We start from the raw sequence: 16,653 nt of genomic DNA, 5'->3' as shown, positions 1-16,653 counted from the left end.
TCATGAAACTCGCCGCACAATTCGCCGTGGCCGCCGTCGCCGCGCTTTCCCTCGTCAGCGGCGCGGCGCGCGCCGAGACGCTGCTCGTCGCGTGCGACACCGCCTTCGTGCCGTTCGAATTCAAGCAGAGCAATGAATACGTCGGCTTCGACATCGATTTGTGGAAGGAGATCGCGAAGGATCTGAAGATCGACTACAAGCTGCAACCGATGGACTTCAGCGGGATTCTGCCCGCGCTGCAGACGCATAACGTCGATGTCGCGCTCGCGGGCATCACGATCAAGGAAGAGCGCAAGAAAGTGATCGACTTCTCCGACGGCTACTACGACAGCGGCTTCACCCTGATGGTGCCGGTCGACAGCGCGATCAAGGGACCGGACGACCTGAAGGGCAAGTCGCTCGCGGTCAAGACCGGCACATCGTCCGCCGATTACGCGAAGGCCAACTTCAAGAACACGGATCTGCGCGCGTTCCCGAACATCGACAACGCGTATCTCGAACTCGCGACGGGCCGCGTCGACGCCGCGATGCATGACACGCCGAACGTCCTCTACTACATCCACACCGCGGGCAAGTCGCGCGTGAAGGCCGTCGGCCCGCAGATGATGGCGCAGCAATACGGCATCGCGTTTCCGAAGGGCAGCCCGCTCGTCGCGAAGGTCAACGCCGAGCTGGTGAAGATCAAGGCCGACGGTCGCTATGCGGCGATCTACAGGAAGTGGTTCGGCGTCGAGCCGGCGAAGTCCTGACACGCGCCCGATACCCATACGGAGAATAACGATGCAGTTCGATCTGTCGGTCATCGTCGACGCCGTGCCCGCGCTCATGCACGGCGCGCGTCTCACGGTGCTGATCACCATTGCGGGGCTGGCGGGCGGCATGGCCGTCGGCTTGCTGTTCGGCCTGATGCGCGCATACGGCAACACGCTGTGCCAGAAGATCGCGTTCACGTATATCGAGTTCGTGCGCGGCACGCCGATCGTCGTGCAGGTCATGTTCATTTACTTCGCGCTGCCCTTGCTGCTGCATGTGCGCGTCGATGCGATGAGCGCGGCCATCGTGTCGATCATCATCAACTCGGGCGCGTATATCGCGGAGATCGTGCGCGGCGCGTTTCTGTCGGTGCCGCGCGGTCTCAAGGAAGCGGGCCTCGCCCTCGGCATGCCGGGCTGGCGCGTGCTCGCGTTCGTCGTCGGCCCGGTCGCGTTGCGGCGCATGACGCCCGCGCTCGGCAATCAGTTCATCGTGAGCCTGAAGGACACGTCGCTCTTCATCGTGATCGGCGTGGGCGAGCTGACGCGCCAGGGTCAGGAGATCATGGCGTCGAACTTTCGCGCGGTGGAAATCTGGACGGCCGTCGCACTCATCTATCTCTGCATGATCGGCGCGCTGACCTTCGGCCTGCGCACGATGGAACGGCGGATGCGCATCCTATGAACACGACAAACCACAACGGCCACATGGTGCAGTTCAAGGGCGTGACCAAGCGCTTCGGCAAGACGGTCGTGCTCGATGAAGTCGATCTGAACATCGGCGCGGGCGAAGTCGTCGTGCTGATCGGACCGTCCGGCTCGGGCAAGTCGACGCTTCTGCGCTGCATCAACGCGCTGGAGCAGATCGATGGCGGCGATCTCGTCGTCGATGGCATCAGCGTGCTCGGCGGCGCAAAGAAGGTGCGCGAGATCCGCCAGGAAGCGGGCATGGTGTTTCAGCAGTTCAACCTTTTTCCGCAGATGACGGCGATCGAGAACGTCGCGTTCGGCCCGCGCCAGGTGCGCGGCATGAGCAAGCCGGATGCCGAGTCGCTCGCGCGCGATCTGCTGACGAAGGTCGGGCTCGGCGAGCGCGTCGGGCACTATGCGAGCGAGTTGTCGGGCGGGCAGCAGCAGCGCGTCGCGATTGCGCGGGCGCTCGCGGTGAAACCCAAGCTCATGCTCTTCGACGAGCCCACGTCCGCGCTCGATCCCGAGTTGCGTCAGGAAGTGTTGCGCGTGATGCAGGCGCTCGCGGAAGAAGGCATGACGATGGTCGTGGTCACGCACGAGATGGCGTTCGCGCGCAAGGTCGGCACGCGGCTGATCTTCATGGAGCATGGGCATATCACCGTCGACGGGCCGCCCGCCGAATTGCTCGATAATCCGCCTAATCAGCGTCTGCGCGATTTCCTGCAACACGTCGAATAACTTTAGCGAATCACTTCGAATCTATGGCAGCACTCGGCTTTATTGAAATTTCCGGTTCGCCGCGCAATGCGGGCGAAGCGCTCGGCCGATTCGGCGCGGACGCGGTTCATGCGCATTTGCTGAACACGCGCGCATGGCAGACGGTCATGCAATGGCGCGGCAGCGACACATCGCGCGCAATGGCCACGCTCGTGCGCGAACGCTTTCCGCGCGTGTGGGACGAGCTTCAGGGCTTGGCGGCCGGTCTCGCCGTGCCCTTCGAAGATATCTTTCTCTGGAATTGCCGCGGCGACGTCTGGGCAATGTCGCCCGATGGCTGCACCACCGTGCAGCTTCCCGGCGCGGATACGCGGCGCATCAGCCACAACGAGGACGGCATGCCCGGCTTCGACGGACATTGCGCGATCGCGGAATGCCGCATCGAAGGCGGCGCGGGATTCGCGTCGTTCGTCTATCCCGGCTCGCTGCCGGGGCATACGTTCGCCGTGACGAACGATGGCATCGCGATGACCGTGAACAACCTGCGTCAGCGCGAAGTCGTTGCGGGCGTGCCGCGCATGGTGCTCACGCGCGCCATGCTCGATGCGCGCACGCTCGATGAAGCCGTGTCCATCGTGCGTGACAATCCGCGTGCGGGCGGCTTTCATCTGACGCTCGGCGCTTGCGCGAAATCCACGCTGCTGAGCGTCGAATTCAGCGCGCATGACTGCTCGGTCGTCCAAGTGACGGCGCCTTCGCTGCACGCGAATCACGCGATCCATCCGTCGATGCACGGGTTCTCGCAGATCATCACGGATTCGTCGCGTCATCGGCAGGCACGCGGCGATGCGCTGATCGCATCGGCACAAGCGATCAATCCGCTCGCGATTCTCGCCGATCGCGAAGATGCCGCACTGCCGATTCATCGCACGCATCCCGACGATCCCGACGACGAGAACACCCTCGCCACCGCCGACATTGCAATTCGTGCGTCTCACATAGAATGGGAGGTTCACGAACATCCCGGGCAGCCGGCCCGGTACCGGATGATCAATGGACACAGGCAAACAGAAGGGACGTCGCGCGAGCGAGGCTGAAGCGAGCGCGCAGACGCCGCCACGCAGCGTGGACGGACTGCGCGAACTCGTGATACGCATCGGCCGCGACGAGGCGAATCTCTCGCTCGGCGGCAAGGCGCATACCGTGCTCGCGAAGCTGCTGGAACGTCCCGAAGAAGTGGCGGTGCGCACGATCACCGATCTGGCGGCATCGCTCGATGTGAATGCGTCCACGCTCACGCGCCTGTCGACCCGGCTCGGTTATGCGGGATTCGCCGATTTTCAGAGCGTGTTCCGCGATAGCCTCGCGGAACGGCATCGGCACTTCTATAGCCAGCAGGCGGAGCGGCTCGTCGCGAGCAGCAAGACGCACGCACACGATGCCGCGCCCGAAGTCGATATGGTCGTGAAGCTCGCGCGCGAATCGATCGGCAATGTGGAAGGTTTCATCGCGCAACTCTCGCCAGCGGACTTGCGCGGCGCCGCGCGCCTTCTTGCCGATGCGAAGCGCGTGCGCGTTCACGGCCTGCGCCAGTTCAGCGCGCTCGCGAGCTTCGTGTGCTACGGCCTCGGCATGATCCGCACGGATGTCGCGCTGCTGGATGCGCAAGGCCTGGGCGTCGCGGAAGGGCTCGCGCAGTTGCAGCCCGGCGATGTCGTGATCGTCACGAGCGTGTCGCCCTATACGCGCAGCGTCGCCGATGCCGCCATCGCCGCGAAGGATGCGGAACTCGATGTCATCGCGATCACGGATACCCTCGCCTCGCCGCTCGTGCCGCCCGCGCGCCACGCGTTCCTCATTCCGCACGAAAGCAGCTTCTTCAGCAACAGCATGGGCGCGTATCTCGTGTTCTGCGAGGGCTTGCTGAATCTCGTCGCGGCGCAGCTCGGCAAGCGCGCGCTGCATGCGCTCGAACGGCGCGAAAGGCTCATCACGTCGCTCGATATCGAAATGTCATGATGTGCCTTAAATCACGCGCTCGCGCACCCAGCCCGACGCGAGATCGATCAGCGACACGATCACGATGACGATGATCATCACCGCCGCCGTCTGCGCATAATTGAACGAGCGGATCGCTTCGTACAGCACGACGCCGATGCCGCCCGCGCCCACCATGCCGACGACCATCGCGGAGCGCACGTTCGATTCGAAGCGATACAGCGCGAACGAAATCCACAACGGCAACACCTGCGGCAGCACGCCATAGACGATCTCGTCGAGACTGCTCGCGCCGGTCGCGCGCACGCCTTCGGCGGGACGGGCATCGACGGCTTCGACCGCTTCGGCGAAGAGCTTCGCGAGCACGCCCGTGGTATGAACCCACAACGCGAGCACGCCCGCGAATGGACCGAGCCCGACCGCGACGATGAAGAGCATCGCGAAGACCATCTCGTTGATCGCGCGGCACGCGTCCATCAAGCGGCGCACGGGCTGCGCGATCCACACCGGCGCGATGTTCTGCGCCGACAGCAAACCGCACGGCACCGCGCAGATCAGCGCGAGCGCCGTGCCCCATACCGCGACCGCGAGCGTCACGACCATCTCGTGCACATACGTGCGCCATTCCGCGAAGTCGGGCGGAAAGAAGTCGCGCGCGAACTGGCTCATGTTGCCCGATGCGCCGAGCAGGTCGAGCGGGCGCATGTCCGCGCTCTTCCACGAAAGGCCGAGCACTGCGATCAACACGATCCAGCCGATGGTCGACGTCCAGCTTCGCTTCGGCGCGCTCGCTTGCGCGGGCCGCACGATGCCCGCTTCGAACGTGCTTACGTCGAGCGGCTTCATTTACTTCGCCGCCGTGTCGAGCGCGGCGATCTTCTGATCGAGCGCGGCGATCTGCGCTTTCCTGTCGGCGTCGTCGATATGCGCGTCGTTCTGGATCTGCTGCTTCTTCTGAAAAAGCGCCATCTGACGAATCGGCACGAGCTGCGCGTTCGACGAATCCGCGAATCCCGAATAGCCGGATATTCCGTTCATCACGGACTGCTCGCGCGCATCCGTTTCAGCGTAGTGATCGAAGAAATTGCGCAGCTTGTCTTTGGTCGCCTGCGGCAGATCACGGCGCCACACGAGCGGGTCCGACGGAATCAGCGGCGACTTCCATAGCACCCGCACCTTCGGATACAACTCGGGATGCTTCGTCTTGATCGTGTCGAGCATGTCGGTGTTATTGGTGGCTATGTCGACCTTGTCGTTCACCACGGCGAGCATGTTCGCTTCGTGACTCGACGGCAGCACGGTCTTGAACGCGGTTTTCACGTTGATGCCGTTCTTCGCGAAGAGATAGTACGAAGGCACGAGCGTGCCCGAGGTCGAGTTCGGATCGCCATAGCCGAGATTGATTTGCTTCGTGTTCCTCAGCACCTCATCGAGCGATTTCCATTTGCTGTTCGTGTTCGTGATGAGCAGCGAGTAATAGCCCGCTTCGCCGTTCTTGTACTTCACCTTCGCGAAGACTTCGCCATTCGAGCGGTCTACGGCCTCGATCGCCGATGCGTTGCCGAAGAAGCCGATCTGCACCTTGTTGAAGCGCATCGCTTCGATGATGCCCGCGTAGTCGGTCGCGAAATACGCCTTCACGTCGAGACCGGTCTGCTTGTTCAGATCGTCGATGAGCGGTTGCCAGCGCTGTTTGAGCGCGGCGGACGAATCCGTCGAGATGATGCCGAAGCTGAGCGTTTCGGCCGAAACGGTCTGCGTCAGCAGGCACGACGCGAGCGCGGCGCCAGCCAGGAAGAAACGGGCTGCTTTCATGTTGCGATCCAGGGTTGAGGTTGGGTTTTACGACGTCGCGAACGTCGGCGACGCTTCAGCGCGGACCGGAATTTCACTACGTTCCTGCACGGCGTGATGCGTGAGCAATTCATCCGCCGACGAGCCGTACAGCTCGCGCAACACGGCGGGCGTGAGGTGTTCGGAGGGGCCATCGAATACGACGCCGCCATCGCGCAATGCGACCGTGCGCGCGCAATACTTCATCGCGATATCGATCTGATGCAGCGACACGACGACCGTCAGCTTGTGCTCGCGATTGAGCGACTGCATCAGCTCCATCACGCGTCGCGCGGATTCCGGATCGAGCGATGCGATCGGTTCATCGGCGAGCACGATGCGCGCGCGCTGCACGAGTGCGCGTGCCAATGCAGCGCGCTGCTGCTGACCGCCCGACAGATTGCTGGCGCGCTCGTACGCGTGTTCGCCGATGCCCATCGCGCTGAGCGAATCCATCGCGAGCGCTTTTTCGCCACGCGGGAAACGTCCCGAGAGACGGCGCCATAGCGAGACACGCGAAAGCGCGCCGACCAGCACGTTGGTCAGCACCGACAGCCGGCCGACGAGATTGAACTGCTGAAACACGAAGGCCACGTCGCGGCGAATCGAGCGCACTTCGCGCACGATCCTGCCGTTCTGCTGAATCGGGCGGCCGAGCAGCGTCACGTGCGACGGCGCGGGGTCGGATGCCGTAAAGCCTGCGATATGCCGCAGGAGCGTCGACTTGCCCGATCCCGACGCGCCGATGAGCGCGACCATTTCGCCCTCCTCCACGCGCAGATCGACGGAGTCGAGCGCCTTGCGGCCGTTCCTGAACGTCTTGGTGAGACGCTCGATGCGAATTGCGTCCATAGCTTCCCTCGATGGGCGCGCTCACATAGCGCGCTGAAACGTTCGGGAGATTCTAGGAAGCGAACATGACGAGACAGTGACGCGCATGAGACGTCTAGATGAATATATGACTTTGCTTGAGACGATCGAGTCGGTTTTCGATCCGCACGAGCATTCACGTTTTCGGCCTCGGGCCGCATGATGGACCTCGAATGCATCAACCATTCGGGACACCATCATGAACATCATCCATACGGACGTCGCCATCATCGGCGCGGGCACTGCGGGACTTTCTGCGTATCGCGCGGCGAAGACGGCGGGCGCTTCGGCAATCCTGATCGAAGGCGGCGCGCACGGAACGACCTGTGCGCGCGTCGGCTGTATGCCGTCGAAGCTGCTGATCGCGGCAGCCGAGGCCGCCCATCACGCGACACATGCAAGTGCTTTCGGCGTGCATATCGACGGCAACGTGCGTATCGACGGGCGCGAGGTGATGGCGCGCGTGAAGCGCGAGCGCGACCGCTTCGTGAGCTTCGTCGTCGCGGGTGTCGATGCGATGCCCGCGAAGGACAAGCTCACCGGCCACGCGCGCTTCATCGACGATAACCTGCTGCAAGTGGGCGAGCATGCGAAAGTGCACGCGAAGAGCGTCGTGATCGCGACGGGATCGAGCGCGGTGATGCCGGCGATGTATCGCGCGCTGGGGGATCGCGCGATCATCAACGACGATGTGTTCGCGTGGGACGATCTGCCGAAGCGCGTCGCGGTGATCGGCGCGGGGGTCATCGGACTGGAACTCGGGCAGGCGCTGGCGCGGCTCGGCGTGCGCGTGTCGGTGCTGGGTGCGCGCGGTCGCGTCGGGCCGTTGAGCGATCCGGACATTCGCGGCTATGCGCAGCGTGTGTTCAGCGACGCTTTTCACTTCGAGCCGCGTGCGCAAGTGCAAGACGCCGTGCGCGATGGCGACACGGTGCGCTTGCGTTATGTGTCCAGTGCGGGCGAAACGATAGAGGGCACGTTCGACTATGTGCTGGTCGCGGCCGGGCGCAAGCCCAATGTCGGGTCGCTCGGTTTGCAGAACACGTCGCTCGCGCTCGATGCCGATGGCTTGCCCATCTACGATGCGTTGACTCTGCAAGCGGGCTTGCGTCCGGTGTTCATCGCGGGCGATGCGAATGGCGTGCTGCCCTTATTGCACGAAGCCGCAGATGAAGGACGCGCGGCGGGCACGAATGCCGCGCACTATCCGCATGTCGCGCCGGTCGAGCGTCGTGCGCCGATCGCGATTGCGTTCACCGATCCGGGCATCGCAATGGTCGGTGCGCGTCATGCCGATCTCGCGCCCGAGTCGTTCGTGACGGGTGAAGTGAGCTTCGAGGATCAGGGACGCAGCCGCGTGATGCTCAGGAATCGCGGACTCATGCACGTGTATGTCGATAAGGCGAGCCGTCGCTTCGTCGGCGCGGAATGGATCGGACCGGATGCCGAGCATATCGCGCATCTGCTTGCGTGGGCCTTGCAGATGAAGCTCACGGTGGATGAGATGCTGCGGATGCCGTTTTATCATCCGGTCGTCGAGGAAGGATTGCGGACCGCGCTGCGGGATGCAGCGGTCAAGCTTGCCTGACCGCTGTAATCGTTCATCAATCGCGAATGTCGGGCTCCACCAGTCTTGCCAGTTGAACCAGCGACTCCTGCCAGCCGAGATAACACATCTCAACGGGGATGACTTCGGGCACGCCTTCCTGCACGATGTTTAGCTCCGTTCCGCACGACACCTGACGCAAGGTAACGGTGACGTGCATCTCGCCCGGCAGGTTCGCATCGTCGAAGCGGTCGGTGTAGCGGATCTTTTCGAACGGCACCAGTTCGAGATACTCGCCGCCAAACGAATGGCTATGGCCGGTGCTGAAGTTGCGGAATGACATCTTGTGCGCGCCGCCCTCACGCGCATCCATGTGGTGGACCTGGCAGGTAAATCCGTAGGGCGGAAGCCACTTCGACATGGCGTCGGGCTCGATAAAGGCGCGATAGACGCGTTCGGGCGTCGAGCGCAAGACACGGTGGAGACGGACGGTTCCGGTAGTCATGGTGTGTTCACCTTTTCAGAGAGATTGGACACATCTCTACGACGATGCATGGCAGCCCTGATCGACATCGGCGGGATCAGGGAAATCCCGGAGCGAACCCGCATACATAAACCAATGTAATGCTGCTCGGAAAAGAAATAACATTGACGATGCTTTTATGCCCTCGAATACTAGGGCCTCCTCGGGGCGCCGCCCGCATCTTCTTGTCCTCATGGGTCGGACGATTAGCCGGTACTCCTTCTTCGGGCCACAAAGAACAGGAAACGCGACATGAAGAATGCCTCACTCGCACGTTTCGTCATGAAGGCCGCAGTAGCAGTCTCAGCAGTCACGTTCACGATGCACGCGCAGTCCGCCGAGCCAATCAAGATCACGCTGGCCAATTGGGCCGACACACAAGCCGTGGTGTACACCGCGAAGTACGTTCTCGAAACGAAGCTGCAGCAACCCGTGACGCTGGTGAATGCGGATCTCGGCATCCAGTTTCAGGGCATCGCTCGCGGAGACGTCGATCTGATGCTGGGCGCGTGGCTTCCCGTCACGCACGCGGCCTACCTTGCACGTTACAAGAACGACATGGTGGATATGGGCATCATCTACTCCGGGGCGAAGATCGGCTGGGCGGTTCCGGACTATGTGCCGGAAAGCGAAGTCTCTTCGATTGCCGATCTCAACAAGCCCGACGTCAAGACCAAGCTGCACAGCACGATTCAAGGTATCGAGCCGGGTGCCGGCGAGATGGTCGCATCCGAAAAGGCGTTGAAGGACTATGACCTTGCCGGTTACAACCTGATCCGGGCGAGCGAGGCCGGCATGCTGACTGCGGTGTCGCGTGCCTATCAGTCGAAGCAATGGATCGTCGCGACCGTCTGGAGCCCGCACTGGCTGTGGCAGAAGTGGAAGATGCGCTATCTGAAAGACCCCAAGGCCACACTGGGCGGCGACGAGCAGATTCACGGATTCGCGTCGAAGCAGTTCGCAGGCAAGTATCCTCGCGCGGATGTCTTCATCCGACACTTCAAGCTGACCTTGGCCGATGTCGAGGAAATCGAACTTACCGGCAACACGACGAACGACTGGAACGCCGCCGCGAAGAAGTTCGTCGACGCGCATCCTGACAAGGTTCAGGCATGGCTGCAACAGTAATCGCTGATTCGCGATGAAAGATCGCGCCGCCTGAACTGTCGATCGTCAGGCGGCGCATATGTATCCGTTCGTCAGAATGACGCCAGAGGCGCTCCGAAGACGCCTTCTTCAGGAACGATGCCAAGGCCCGGTCCCTTCGGCGGCCTCCTCTTCCTCCTGAAACGTACAACCCGTCAGCGTCAGATCCTTGAGATACAGCGTGCGCAGATCGATCTTCGCTATCGGCCCGGCAATCGCCCCCGCGATCGCATAGCGACCTCCAAGACGCAGGACTTTCAGCAAATCGGGCCACTGTTCGCCACCGACGACATCGACGACTACATCGACGGAGTTTTCGCCGTGACGGTCATCGAACTCGATCACGCGCCCGGCGGCTACGCCGATTCGATTCCGGCGTGCCGAAGAAACTCGTCATCGACCCGCATGGCAGCTTGCTGGCGGCTGCCTGACATAAGCGCCCGTTGCAGCAACGACAGCGCCCGCGTTCGATGCGGACGCTGTCGTTTTTGCGATGGTCGCTAAAATGGCGAAATGTCGAATGCACCTCATGAACGCCCGCGGCAAGAGCCTGAATTGCCGCTTCATACACCGAGCACCGCGTCACTCGCCGTCGCTGCCGCCATCGCGATGATCGCGTGGCTCGCGTTCGCCGCGCAAACGGATATCACTGTCGCGCGCCTCGTCAATCGCGGCTACACCGTGTTCGATGGCCTCGCGCGCATGAGCAGCTATCTGACGAACGTGACGGTGCTGCTCACGGCGTTCTGTTTCACCTGCGTGGCCACGCGCGCGCAATTTCCGCTCGCGCGCTTCTTTCGAAAGCCAACCGTCATTACGGCGGTGGTCGTCTATATCGTCTTCGTCGGGATCGCTTATAACGCATTGCTGCGCTATCTGTGGACGCCGTCGGGTTATCGCGCGCTGGTCAATGAATCGCTGCATACGGTCGTGCCCGCGCTCGCCGCGTTGTACTGGTTCCTGTTCGTGCCGCGCTTTCATCTGTCATGGCGGCGATGCGCGTTCTGGCTCGTCTATCCACTCTCTTATCTTCTCATCACGCTATGGCGCGGCAGTCTGTCCGACTTCTATCCCTATCCATTCATCAACGTTATCGAACTGGGTTATGAGCGCGTGCTCGTCAATGCCGCGATGCTCGTGATCGCGTTCCTCGTGTTGATGAGCGTGTTTCTTGTGATCAACCACCGGCGCGAGGATTTGAGCGTCGCCGATCCGGAAGTCGAATCGGGGGAGTCTTCCTCCGGACGCATCGACTAGCCCTCTACGCGCTCGCGATTCACGACGAGGTCCGCAATGAAAGCGGCCACGAGCGCACACGCGCCGCACGCAAAGATCAACGCGTAGTTGTTGTGCGTATGCGAAAACAGAAACGAATAGCCGTACCCTGCAAGCGCCTGGCATAGCGCGAACGCCGACGTTCGCGAGCACGAGCGAGAACACGCCGAGGCCCATCCACGTAGTCTGCAAGCCGTAATAAATGAGCTTCGGAACCAGCGTGCCCGATGCCGCAATGCCGAAGCCCAGCCCGAGAAAGATCATGCCGCTTGCGAAGCCGCGCCGCGCGGGTGCGATGTGCGGCAGGATCGTCGTCGCGACGAGCACCATGATCCCGCCGCCCGATAGTCCCGACAGAAATCGCCACGCGAAGACCACGCTATCGACAATGGAAACGCACAGGCGAAGAACGCAGCAGTCGCCATCGCCATCAGAAGGCGCAGTGCGTGACGGTTCGTGAGCGCGCGAGGAATGATCAGAGGAACGAAGAAGCGCTTCGAGGATGCGCGTGCATCCCCGAAGGCGTGGAAGAGGTCAGGCGTCTTTCGTGTCGAACATCAGCAGTTCGACGCCCGCTTGCGCGAAGTTGGCGAGGTCGGCTGCGGTCTTCTGTCCCTCGGGCGAACCGAGCGCGTTATTGATTGCATCGAGCGAGTCGAATTCCAGCAGCGCGACGAGGTGATACGGCGATTCGCCCGACGCCGCGACGACCGGCCCCGTGCTGATCTCGTAGCGCCGCAGGCCCGGCAGCGTCTTCGCGAGCGGTGCATGCGTCGACGCATAGTAATCGTCGAATGCCTTCGTGTCGGGCGGATTTTTGTATAGCGCTACGATCTGGGCCATCGTCTTGTCTCCTGGTGGTTGTACGGCGTTTAGAAGGATGGTTCGTCAACACGTCACTGCTTTTCCAGTTGCAGATAGATGCGCTGCACGTTCTGCGGCTGCGCGATCGCATAGAGCTTGTAGTGTCTGAATGCGGGCACCTGAACGGTGTGCATCGCTTCCGTGAGGCCGATGCCTTTCTCGTAAGCGCGCTTCACCGACGCATCCAGCTCGCGCAAATAGACGCCCGTCTGCATGATGCCGTCGCCGTGCAACGGTGCGCCGAAACCGGGCACCACCGTTTTCAGGTCGAGCGCGCGAAGATGTTCCAGCGCGGCGAGCCAGCCGGGAATCTGCTCATTGCGCAGTTCGGGAATGCGTCCGTTCGACACGAGCCCGCCCGCGAACAGCACACCGGTTTGCGTGTCGAGCACGGCGAGATCGCCTGGCGTGCTTGCAGGTCCGAAGTGCAGCAATTGCAGCTTGCGTCCGCCGCTCTCGATCTCCGTCGTGCCGTCCACCGTTTCATCGGGCACGGTCACGCGCGAACCGGCCATTTCATCTTCGCCGAGTGTCTTGCGCAGATTCGCGAGGCAGATCGAACAACGCTCGCGGATCAATTGCGCGGCGCGCGCGTGGGCGAGGATCGGCACGCCATCGTCGCGGAACGCGGCCGCGCCGAATACGAACTCGGGCGCCTGATGCGTGATGATGACGCGCTTCACCGGCAAGGGCGTGATCTTGCGGATCGCTTCGATCATCGCGCGGCCGTAGCGATATGACGATCCGCTGTCGATCACGGTCACGCCATCCGGCCCGACGACGAAGCCATTGTTCGCGACGATGCCGTGATTCTTCGGCGCGACCGCATCGTTATCGCCGATGAACACATACACGCCCGGCGCGATCGCGACAGGCGCGGGCATGCCGCTCATCGCCGCATGCGCGAATCCGCTCATCGCGAGAATCAGCGCACAGAAAAGCAGTCGAAGGCAGCCCACCGTCATTTCATCGCCGACGTTTGCCCGCCGCCCGGCTGGGCACTGACCGCCACCGCGCCGCCCCACTGCTTGTTCTTCGTGTCCTCGACATGCGCCTTCAGCTCACCGCTTCCGCCCGGCACGAAATAGAAGCGGAAATTCGGGTTCTCGCTGATCGAGAAATTGACGTTCGCGGTCATCACCGGCTTGTCGTCATAAGTAACCGACACCTTGCGAATGAAATATGCCGTCGCGTAGTTGCGCGTAACCTGATTCATCGCCATGCCGGTGCGATTGGGATGACGCACCATTAGCTGCGCGAGCTCGGGCTTGCCCGCGACCGCCTGCCCTTCGGCCTGAAGCTTCACCTGACCCGCCGCGCGTTCGGCCGCATCTTCGTCCTTGTCGGCGGGCGCGGAACAGCCGCCCGACGCCTTCACGAAGCGAGTCGCGCTATAGAGCTTGCCGTCGTTCGTTTCCGCGATCACGCGCATGAAGGTGTAGTCTTCCACACGCACGCGTGTTTCGATCGTCGCGAGTCCCGACTCCGGCGTGAACTCGAACGAGCCCGCATAAGGCTCGGGATTTTCATCAATGAAGAGATAGATCGTTCTGATGTAATGCGCCGGGGTCTGCGGGAATTGCGCGTTGATGGCGATCGGCACGACGGCGGCATCCGCCGCGCGCGCGGGCGCATCGAGCTTGATGACTGCATCGCCGTGTGTGTCGATCGCGCGGCCCTTGAACGTGCCTTCCTTGAAGTCGAGCCAGCGCGCCACCTTGTCGGGATCGTCCTCGGGATGCGCCGCCTGCGCGACATGAGGCGCGAGCGCCGCGGCCGTGAGGCACGCGATCGTCGTCACGCGAACGCCGGACCATGCTGTCTTCATGATGCCCTCCGATGCTCCGCTACTGCTCCCACTCGAGTTCCGCATAGGCGGCCGTCACGTTGCGACGGTGATAGATGTCGTACAGGAGCCACTTGTCCTTCTCGTCGAGGCCGATGTTATCGACGGCCTGCCGGATCGTTTCGCCCTTTTTGATGGCCGCACGCACATCGCGCGCCAGATTGGCGAGATAGCGTTCCTCGGCGTCGAGCGATTGCGGCCAGGGCGGATCGAGCGGACCGTGCCCCGGCACGACATGACGCGGATTCATCTGCCGAATGCGCGCGATGTCGTCGAGCCATCCGACTACGCTGCCATCGACGACAGGAATGCAGCCTGCGAATAAAAGATCACCCGTCCATAACGTGCCGCTCTTCTCATCGTATACCGTCAAATCGTTGTTGGTATGCGCGGTTTTCCATGTGCGCAGCGTGAGCGTGCGTCCGCCCAGATCGATGTTGCCGCTGCCGTCGATGGTCATGGTCGGCGCAACGATCTCGCTGCCTGCGGCCACGTCGCCCAATTCGCGATTCAGCGCGCGCATGTAGTTGTCCGCGCGCGCCGCTTCCGCTTGTGCGAGCGCCTTGCTGCCGACGAAACGGGGATGTTCGTCCTTGAACGCCGCATTGCCGAAGATATGGTCCGGATGCATGTGCGTGTTGATGACATAGCAAACCGGCAACGGCGTGACCGCCCGTATGGCGGCGCGCAACGCGCGGCCTTCGGCGAGCGTGCCGCCCGTATCGATCACCGCGACGCAACGCGTCCCGACGATAAAGCCCACGTTCGCGATATCGCCGCCATTCTCGCGCGTCGCGACATCGTCGTGACCGCGATGCGCGTAATTGCCCGGCGCGACTTGCGTCATCGAAAGCGCGGTCTCGCCACGCGCGATGGCCGCACATGCAATCAGTATGACGAACGCCGCATGACGCCACGCCGGGACCGCGTTCATCGGCCGCTGCCTGCTTCGGCGAGCCGCTTGGGTCTGCGCAGGCCGAACTGCGCGTACTCGCGTTCGAGGAATGGCTCGGCGTTTTCGAGGAGGAAACGTCGAAATGCGAGACACGTGGGCGAGAGCTGTTTCGAGCGCGAATGCACGAGTTGCCAGGTTCGCTCGACGGGCGTGCCGTTCACATCGAGCACGGCGATTTCGCCGGTGCGCAATTCGAGCGAAAGCGTGTGCAGCGAGATGAGGCTCACGCCCATGCCCGCCATGACCGCTTGCTTGATCGTTTCGTTGCTGCCGAGCGTGACACTGCGCGCGGGCACGAAGAGGTTCTGCCGAAAGACGTGTTCCGCGACCGCGCGTGTGCCGGAACCGGGCTCGCGAAGGAGGAATGTATCGCTGGCGAGTTCCTGCAGATCGAAGCCTCGCGCGTGACGCAGCGGATGCGACAGCGGCGCGACGATCACATGCGGATGGTATGCGAGCGGCTCGGCCGTCGTGCCGAGTTCGGGCGGCGGCCGGCCCATGATGGCGAGATCGGTTGCGTTGTCTTGAAGTAATCGCAGGAGCGTCTCGCGATTGCCGACGGAGAAGTGCACATCGACTTTCGGGAACTGTTGTGAGTAAAGCGCTAGCAGCTTCGGCGCGAAGTAAGTCGCCGAGCTGACGATGCTTACGGCTATCGCACCGCTGTCGGCCTGGGTGAGGGACATCATCGCGTCTTCGGCGTCTTTGATTTCGCCGAGTATGCGGCTTGCATGATGTGAGAGCCTTTCGCCCGCTTCTGTCAGCGCGAGACGTCGCGCTACTCGTTCGAAAAGAGGGAGGCCTATTGCTTCCTCTAACTGGCGAATTTGCATCGATACTGCTGGTTGTGTCAGGTGGAGTTCCTCCGCGGCGCGGGCGAAGCTTGGACAGCGGGTCGCTATCACGAAGATTTGTAGCTGGCGCAGGGTTAGGGAACGGATGAAATTCACGGGGGTTTGGGTTTTGGGTTGGTTCGCTTGGGCTTCTATGGAATCCTGATTTCATGTCGGTCTATTGGCGTTGCCCCTCCCCGGGGCGGGGGTAACTTTCTTTGCTGCTGCAAAGAAAGTCACCAAAGAAAGCAGCTCTCCCCAGCCTGAGCACTTCACACCGGCCGCGGCACAGGCGATTGACCTAATGGCCCCCGGAGTAGCGAGTGCCCTCGTAGGTCTTATCGGGCTTGGATCGCGCACGGTCTGTCACATCGCACCGCATAACGCACTGGTTCAGCACCAGATAGCTCCAGCCCGCTTTGCGGCCGACGGGTCAAGCGGGTATGCGCGCACTTCTTTGCTAACGTCTCTATCTCACTGTATTGGCGTTTCGTTGGTTTCCCTTGCATACCGGGCGGCAGCGCACAGCGCTGTGCCGAAGCTATTTCGTGCTGAACCAGTGTCCTTTGGATACTAGCTTGTCAGACCGTGCGCGATCCACGCCCGATGAGACCTACGAGAACACTCGCTACTCTGGGGGCCATTCAGCCAATCGCCTGTGCCGCGGCCGGTGTGAAGTGCTTAGGCTGGGGATAGCTGTTTCTTTGGTTACTTTCTTTGCAGCAGTGTATAGACCGGAGACATGGGTAACACCTGTTCCAGGACATGGGTAACACTTCGGACGAATGGTTCGTCCGGAGTT

The 16,653-nt window shown here is 62.2% G+C and carries 18 protein-coding genes and 1 pseudogene; 8 read left to right on the top strand and 11 right to left on the bottom strand.

From position 1 onward, the window contains the following. The first annotated feature begins 2 nt into the window (after positions 1-2). The 5 genes from glnH to AWB75_RS24675 are packed head-to-tail and all read left to right on the top strand — an operon-like array spanning position 3 to position 4,181. The gene (glnH, locus tag AWB75_RS24695; protein WP_061126720.1) at positions 3-749 is read left to right on the top strand and encodes a glutamine ABC transporter substrate-binding protein GlnH; all 747 of its coding nucleotides are present in this window, start codon (positions 3-5) and stop codon (positions 747-749) included. Positions 750-780: 31 nt separating this feature from the next. Then, positions 781-1,437 carry a glutamine ABC transporter permease GlnP gene (gene glnP, locus AWB75_RS24690; protein WP_061126670.1) on the top strand — a complete coding sequence of 219 codons (657 nt, stop codon included), beginning with the start codon at positions 781-783 and terminating at the stop codon, positions 1,435-1,437. Continuing rightward, the gene (gene glnQ, locus AWB75_RS24685; RefSeq protein ID WP_061126669.1) at positions 1,434-2,183 is read left to right on the top strand and encodes a glutamine ABC transporter ATP-binding protein GlnQ; all 750 of its coding nucleotides are present in this window, start codon (positions 1,434-1,436) and stop codon (positions 2,181-2,183) included. The genes glnP and glnQ overlap by 4 nt, the downstream gene beginning before the upstream one ends. A 23-nt stretch (positions 2,184-2,206) precedes the next feature. Then, positions 2,207-3,259 carry a C45 family autoproteolytic acyltransferase/hydolase gene (locus tag AWB75_RS24680; RefSeq protein ID WP_061126668.1) on the top strand — a complete coding sequence of 351 codons (1,053 nt, stop codon included), beginning with the start codon at positions 2,207-2,209 and terminating at the stop codon, positions 3,257-3,259. Continuing rightward, positions 3,216-4,181 carry a MurR/RpiR family transcriptional regulator gene (locus AWB75_RS24675; protein ID WP_061126667.1) on the top strand — a complete coding sequence of 322 codons (966 nt, stop codon included), beginning with the start codon at positions 3,216-3,218 and terminating at the stop codon, positions 4,179-4,181. The genes AWB75_RS24680 and AWB75_RS24675 overlap by 44 nt, the downstream gene beginning before the upstream one ends. Positions 4,182-4,187: 6 nt before the next feature. Here the strand turns inward: AWB75_RS24675 and phnE are convergent, their stop codons facing one another. The 3 genes from phnE to phnC are packed head-to-tail and all read right to left on the bottom strand — an operon-like array spanning position 4,188 to position 6,845. Continuing rightward, on the bottom strand, positions 4,188-5,006 hold the full coding sequence (gene phnE, locus AWB75_RS24670; RefSeq protein WP_061126666.1) for a phosphonate ABC transporter, permease protein PhnE: 819 nt from the start codon (positions 5,004-5,006) through the stop codon (positions 4,188-4,190). Next, complete coding sequence (phnD, locus tag AWB75_RS24665; protein WP_061126665.1) at positions 5,007-5,975, bottom strand: phosphonate ABC transporter substrate-binding protein; 969 nt, start codon at positions 5,973-5,975, stop codon at positions 5,007-5,009. Positions 5,976-6,002: 27 nt separating this feature from the next. Further along, positions 6,003-6,845, bottom strand: coding sequence for a phosphonate ABC transporter ATP-binding protein (gene phnC / locus AWB75_RS24660; protein ID WP_061126664.1), 843 nt, complete (start codon positions 6,843-6,845; stop codon positions 6,003-6,005). 217 nt (positions 6,846-7,062) lie between these two features. On the opposite strand from phnC, the gene AWB75_RS24655 reads away from it, so the two are divergent. Beyond that, a complete protein-coding gene (locus AWB75_RS24655) occupies positions 7,063-8,451 on the top strand; it encodes a dihydrolipoyl dehydrogenase (protein WP_061126663.1) in 1,389 nt (462 codons plus the stop codon). Between the two features lie 16 nt (positions 8,452-8,467). Here AWB75_RS24655 and AWB75_RS24650 read toward each other — a convergent pair whose 3' ends face one another. After that, the gene (locus AWB75_RS24650; protein ID WP_061126662.1) at positions 8,468-8,914 is read right to left on the bottom strand and encodes an SRPBCC family protein; all 447 of its coding nucleotides are present in this window, start codon (positions 8,912-8,914) and stop codon (positions 8,468-8,470) included. Between the two features lie 270 nt (positions 8,915-9,184). On the opposite strand from AWB75_RS24650, the gene AWB75_RS24645 reads away from it, so the two are divergent. Further along, positions 9,185-10,060 carry a glycine betaine ABC transporter substrate-binding protein gene (locus AWB75_RS24645; RefSeq protein WP_096031702.1) on the top strand — a complete coding sequence of 292 codons (876 nt, stop codon included), beginning with the start codon at positions 9,185-9,187 and terminating at the stop codon, positions 10,058-10,060. A gap of 108 nt (positions 10,061-10,168) precedes the next feature. On the opposite strand, the gene AWB75_RS39310 is transcribed toward AWB75_RS24645, so the two are convergent. After that, a complete protein-coding gene (locus tag AWB75_RS39310; protein WP_061126661.1) occupies positions 10,169-10,423 on the bottom strand; it encodes a zinc-binding dehydrogenase in 255 nt (84 codons plus the stop codon). A gap of 168 nt (positions 10,424-10,591) precedes the next feature. Between AWB75_RS39310 and AWB75_RS24635 the strand changes: the two genes are divergently transcribed. Further along, positions 10,592-11,335: a Pr6Pr family membrane protein gene (locus AWB75_RS24635; protein ID WP_061126660.1), complete on the top strand. Its 744-nt coding sequence runs from the start codon at positions 10,592-10,594 to the stop codon at positions 11,333-11,335. On the opposite strand, the pseudogene AWB75_RS37205 reads toward AWB75_RS24635, so the two are convergent. The 6 genes and pseudogenes from AWB75_RS37205 to AWB75_RS24605 form a co-directional block, all read right to left on the bottom strand. Further along, positions 11,332-11,817: pseudogene (locus tag AWB75_RS37205) on the bottom strand (YbfB/YjiJ family MFS transporter); the annotation flags it as partial. The gene AWB75_RS24635 and the pseudogene AWB75_RS37205 overlap by 4 nt on opposite strands. Positions 11,818-11,887: 70 nt before the next feature. Then, positions 11,888-12,196 (bottom strand): EthD family reductase, encoded by a 309-nt coding sequence (locus AWB75_RS24625; protein WP_061126658.1) that lies wholly within the window; start codon positions 12,194-12,196, stop codon positions 11,888-11,890. Positions 12,197-12,249: 53 nt separating this feature from the next. Next, on the bottom strand, positions 12,250-13,182 hold the full coding sequence (locus AWB75_RS24620) for an MBL fold metallo-hydrolase (protein ID WP_061126657.1): 933 nt from the start codon (positions 13,180-13,182) through the stop codon (positions 12,250-12,252). Further along, entirely contained in the window at positions 13,179-14,045 is an 867-nt protein-coding gene (locus tag AWB75_RS24615; protein ID WP_061126656.1) for a quinoprotein dehydrogenase-associated SoxYZ-like carrier, read from the bottom strand. Before AWB75_RS24615 ends, AWB75_RS24620 begins: the two co-directional genes overlap by 4 nt. Positions 14,046-14,064: 19 nt before the next feature. Beyond that, entirely contained in the window at positions 14,065-14,997 is a 933-nt protein-coding gene (locus AWB75_RS24610) for a quinoprotein relay system zinc metallohydrolase 2 (RefSeq protein ID WP_061126655.1), read from the bottom strand. Continuing rightward, entirely contained in the window at positions 14,994-15,968 is a 975-nt protein-coding gene (locus AWB75_RS24605) for a LysR family transcriptional regulator (protein WP_061126654.1), read from the bottom strand. Before AWB75_RS24605 ends, AWB75_RS24610 begins: the two co-directional genes overlap by 4 nt. Positions 15,969-16,653: the final 685 nt, after the last annotated feature.

Source organism: Caballeronia catudaia (genome assembly GCF_001544755.2).
In the GTDB taxonomy this organism is placed as follows: Bacteria; Pseudomonadota; Gammaproteobacteria; order Burkholderiales; family Burkholderiaceae; genus Caballeronia; species Caballeronia catudaia.
This window is presented reverse-complemented; position numbering and strand designations above follow the sequence as displayed.

What these genes read in the sequence shown, in the direction of transcription:
- AWB75_RS24620 (WP_061126657.1), bottom strand. Translation starts at nt 13,182, where the DNA reads ATGACGGTGGGCTGCCTTCGACTGCTTTTCTGTGCGCTGATTCTCGCG.
- AWB75_RS24655 (WP_061126663.1), top strand. Translation starts at nt 7,063, where the DNA reads ATGAACATCATCCATACGGACGTCGCCATCATCGGCGCGGGCACTGCG.
- glnH (WP_061126720.1), top strand. Translation starts at nt 3, where the DNA reads ATGAAACTCGCCGCACAATTCGCCGTGGCCGCCGTCGCCGCGCTTTCC.
- glnP (WP_061126670.1), top strand. Translation starts at nt 781, where the DNA reads ATGCAGTTCGATCTGTCGGTCATCGTCGACGCCGTGCCCGCGCTCATG.
- phnE (WP_061126666.1), bottom strand. Translation starts at nt 5,006, where the DNA reads ATGAAGCCGCTCGACGTAAGCACGTTCGAAGCGGGCATCGTGCGGCCC.
- AWB75_RS24625 (WP_061126658.1), bottom strand. Translation starts at nt 12,196, where the DNA reads ATGGCCCAGATCGTAGCGCTATACAAAAATCCGCCCGACACGAAGGCA.
- AWB75_RS24610 (WP_061126655.1), bottom strand. Translation starts at nt 14,997, where the DNA reads ATGAACGCGGTCCCGGCGTGGCGTCATGCGGCGTTCGTCATACTGATT.
- AWB75_RS24635 (WP_061126660.1), top strand. Translation starts at nt 10,592, where the DNA reads ATGTCGAATGCACCTCATGAACGCCCGCGGCAAGAGCCTGAATTGCCG.
- AWB75_RS24675 (WP_061126667.1), top strand. Translation starts at nt 3,216, where the DNA reads ATGGACACAGGCAAACAGAAGGGACGTCGCGCGAGCGAGGCTGAAGCG.
- AWB75_RS24645 (WP_096031702.1), top strand. Translation starts at nt 9,185, where the DNA reads ATGAAGAATGCCTCACTCGCACGTTTCGTCATGAAGGCCGCAGTAGCA.
- phnD (WP_061126665.1), bottom strand. Translation starts at nt 5,975, where the DNA reads ATGAAAGCAGCCCGTTTCTTCCTGGCTGGCGCCGCGCTCGCGTCGTGC.
- glnQ (WP_061126669.1), top strand. Translation starts at nt 1,434, where the DNA reads ATGAACACGACAAACCACAACGGCCACATGGTGCAGTTCAAGGGCGTG.
- AWB75_RS24615 (WP_061126656.1), bottom strand. Translation starts at nt 14,045, where the DNA reads ATGAAGACAGCATGGTCCGGCGTTCGCGTGACGACGATCGCGTGCCTC.
- phnC (WP_061126664.1), bottom strand. Translation starts at nt 6,845, where the DNA reads ATGGACGCAATTCGCATCGAGCGTCTCACCAAGACGTTCAGGAACGGC.
- AWB75_RS24680 (WP_061126668.1), top strand. Translation starts at nt 2,207, where the DNA reads ATGGCAGCACTCGGCTTTATTGAAATTTCCGGTTCGCCGCGCAATGCG.
- AWB75_RS24650 (WP_061126662.1), bottom strand. Translation starts at nt 8,914, where the DNA reads ATGACTACCGGAACCGTCCGTCTCCACCGTGTCTTGCGCTCGACGCCC.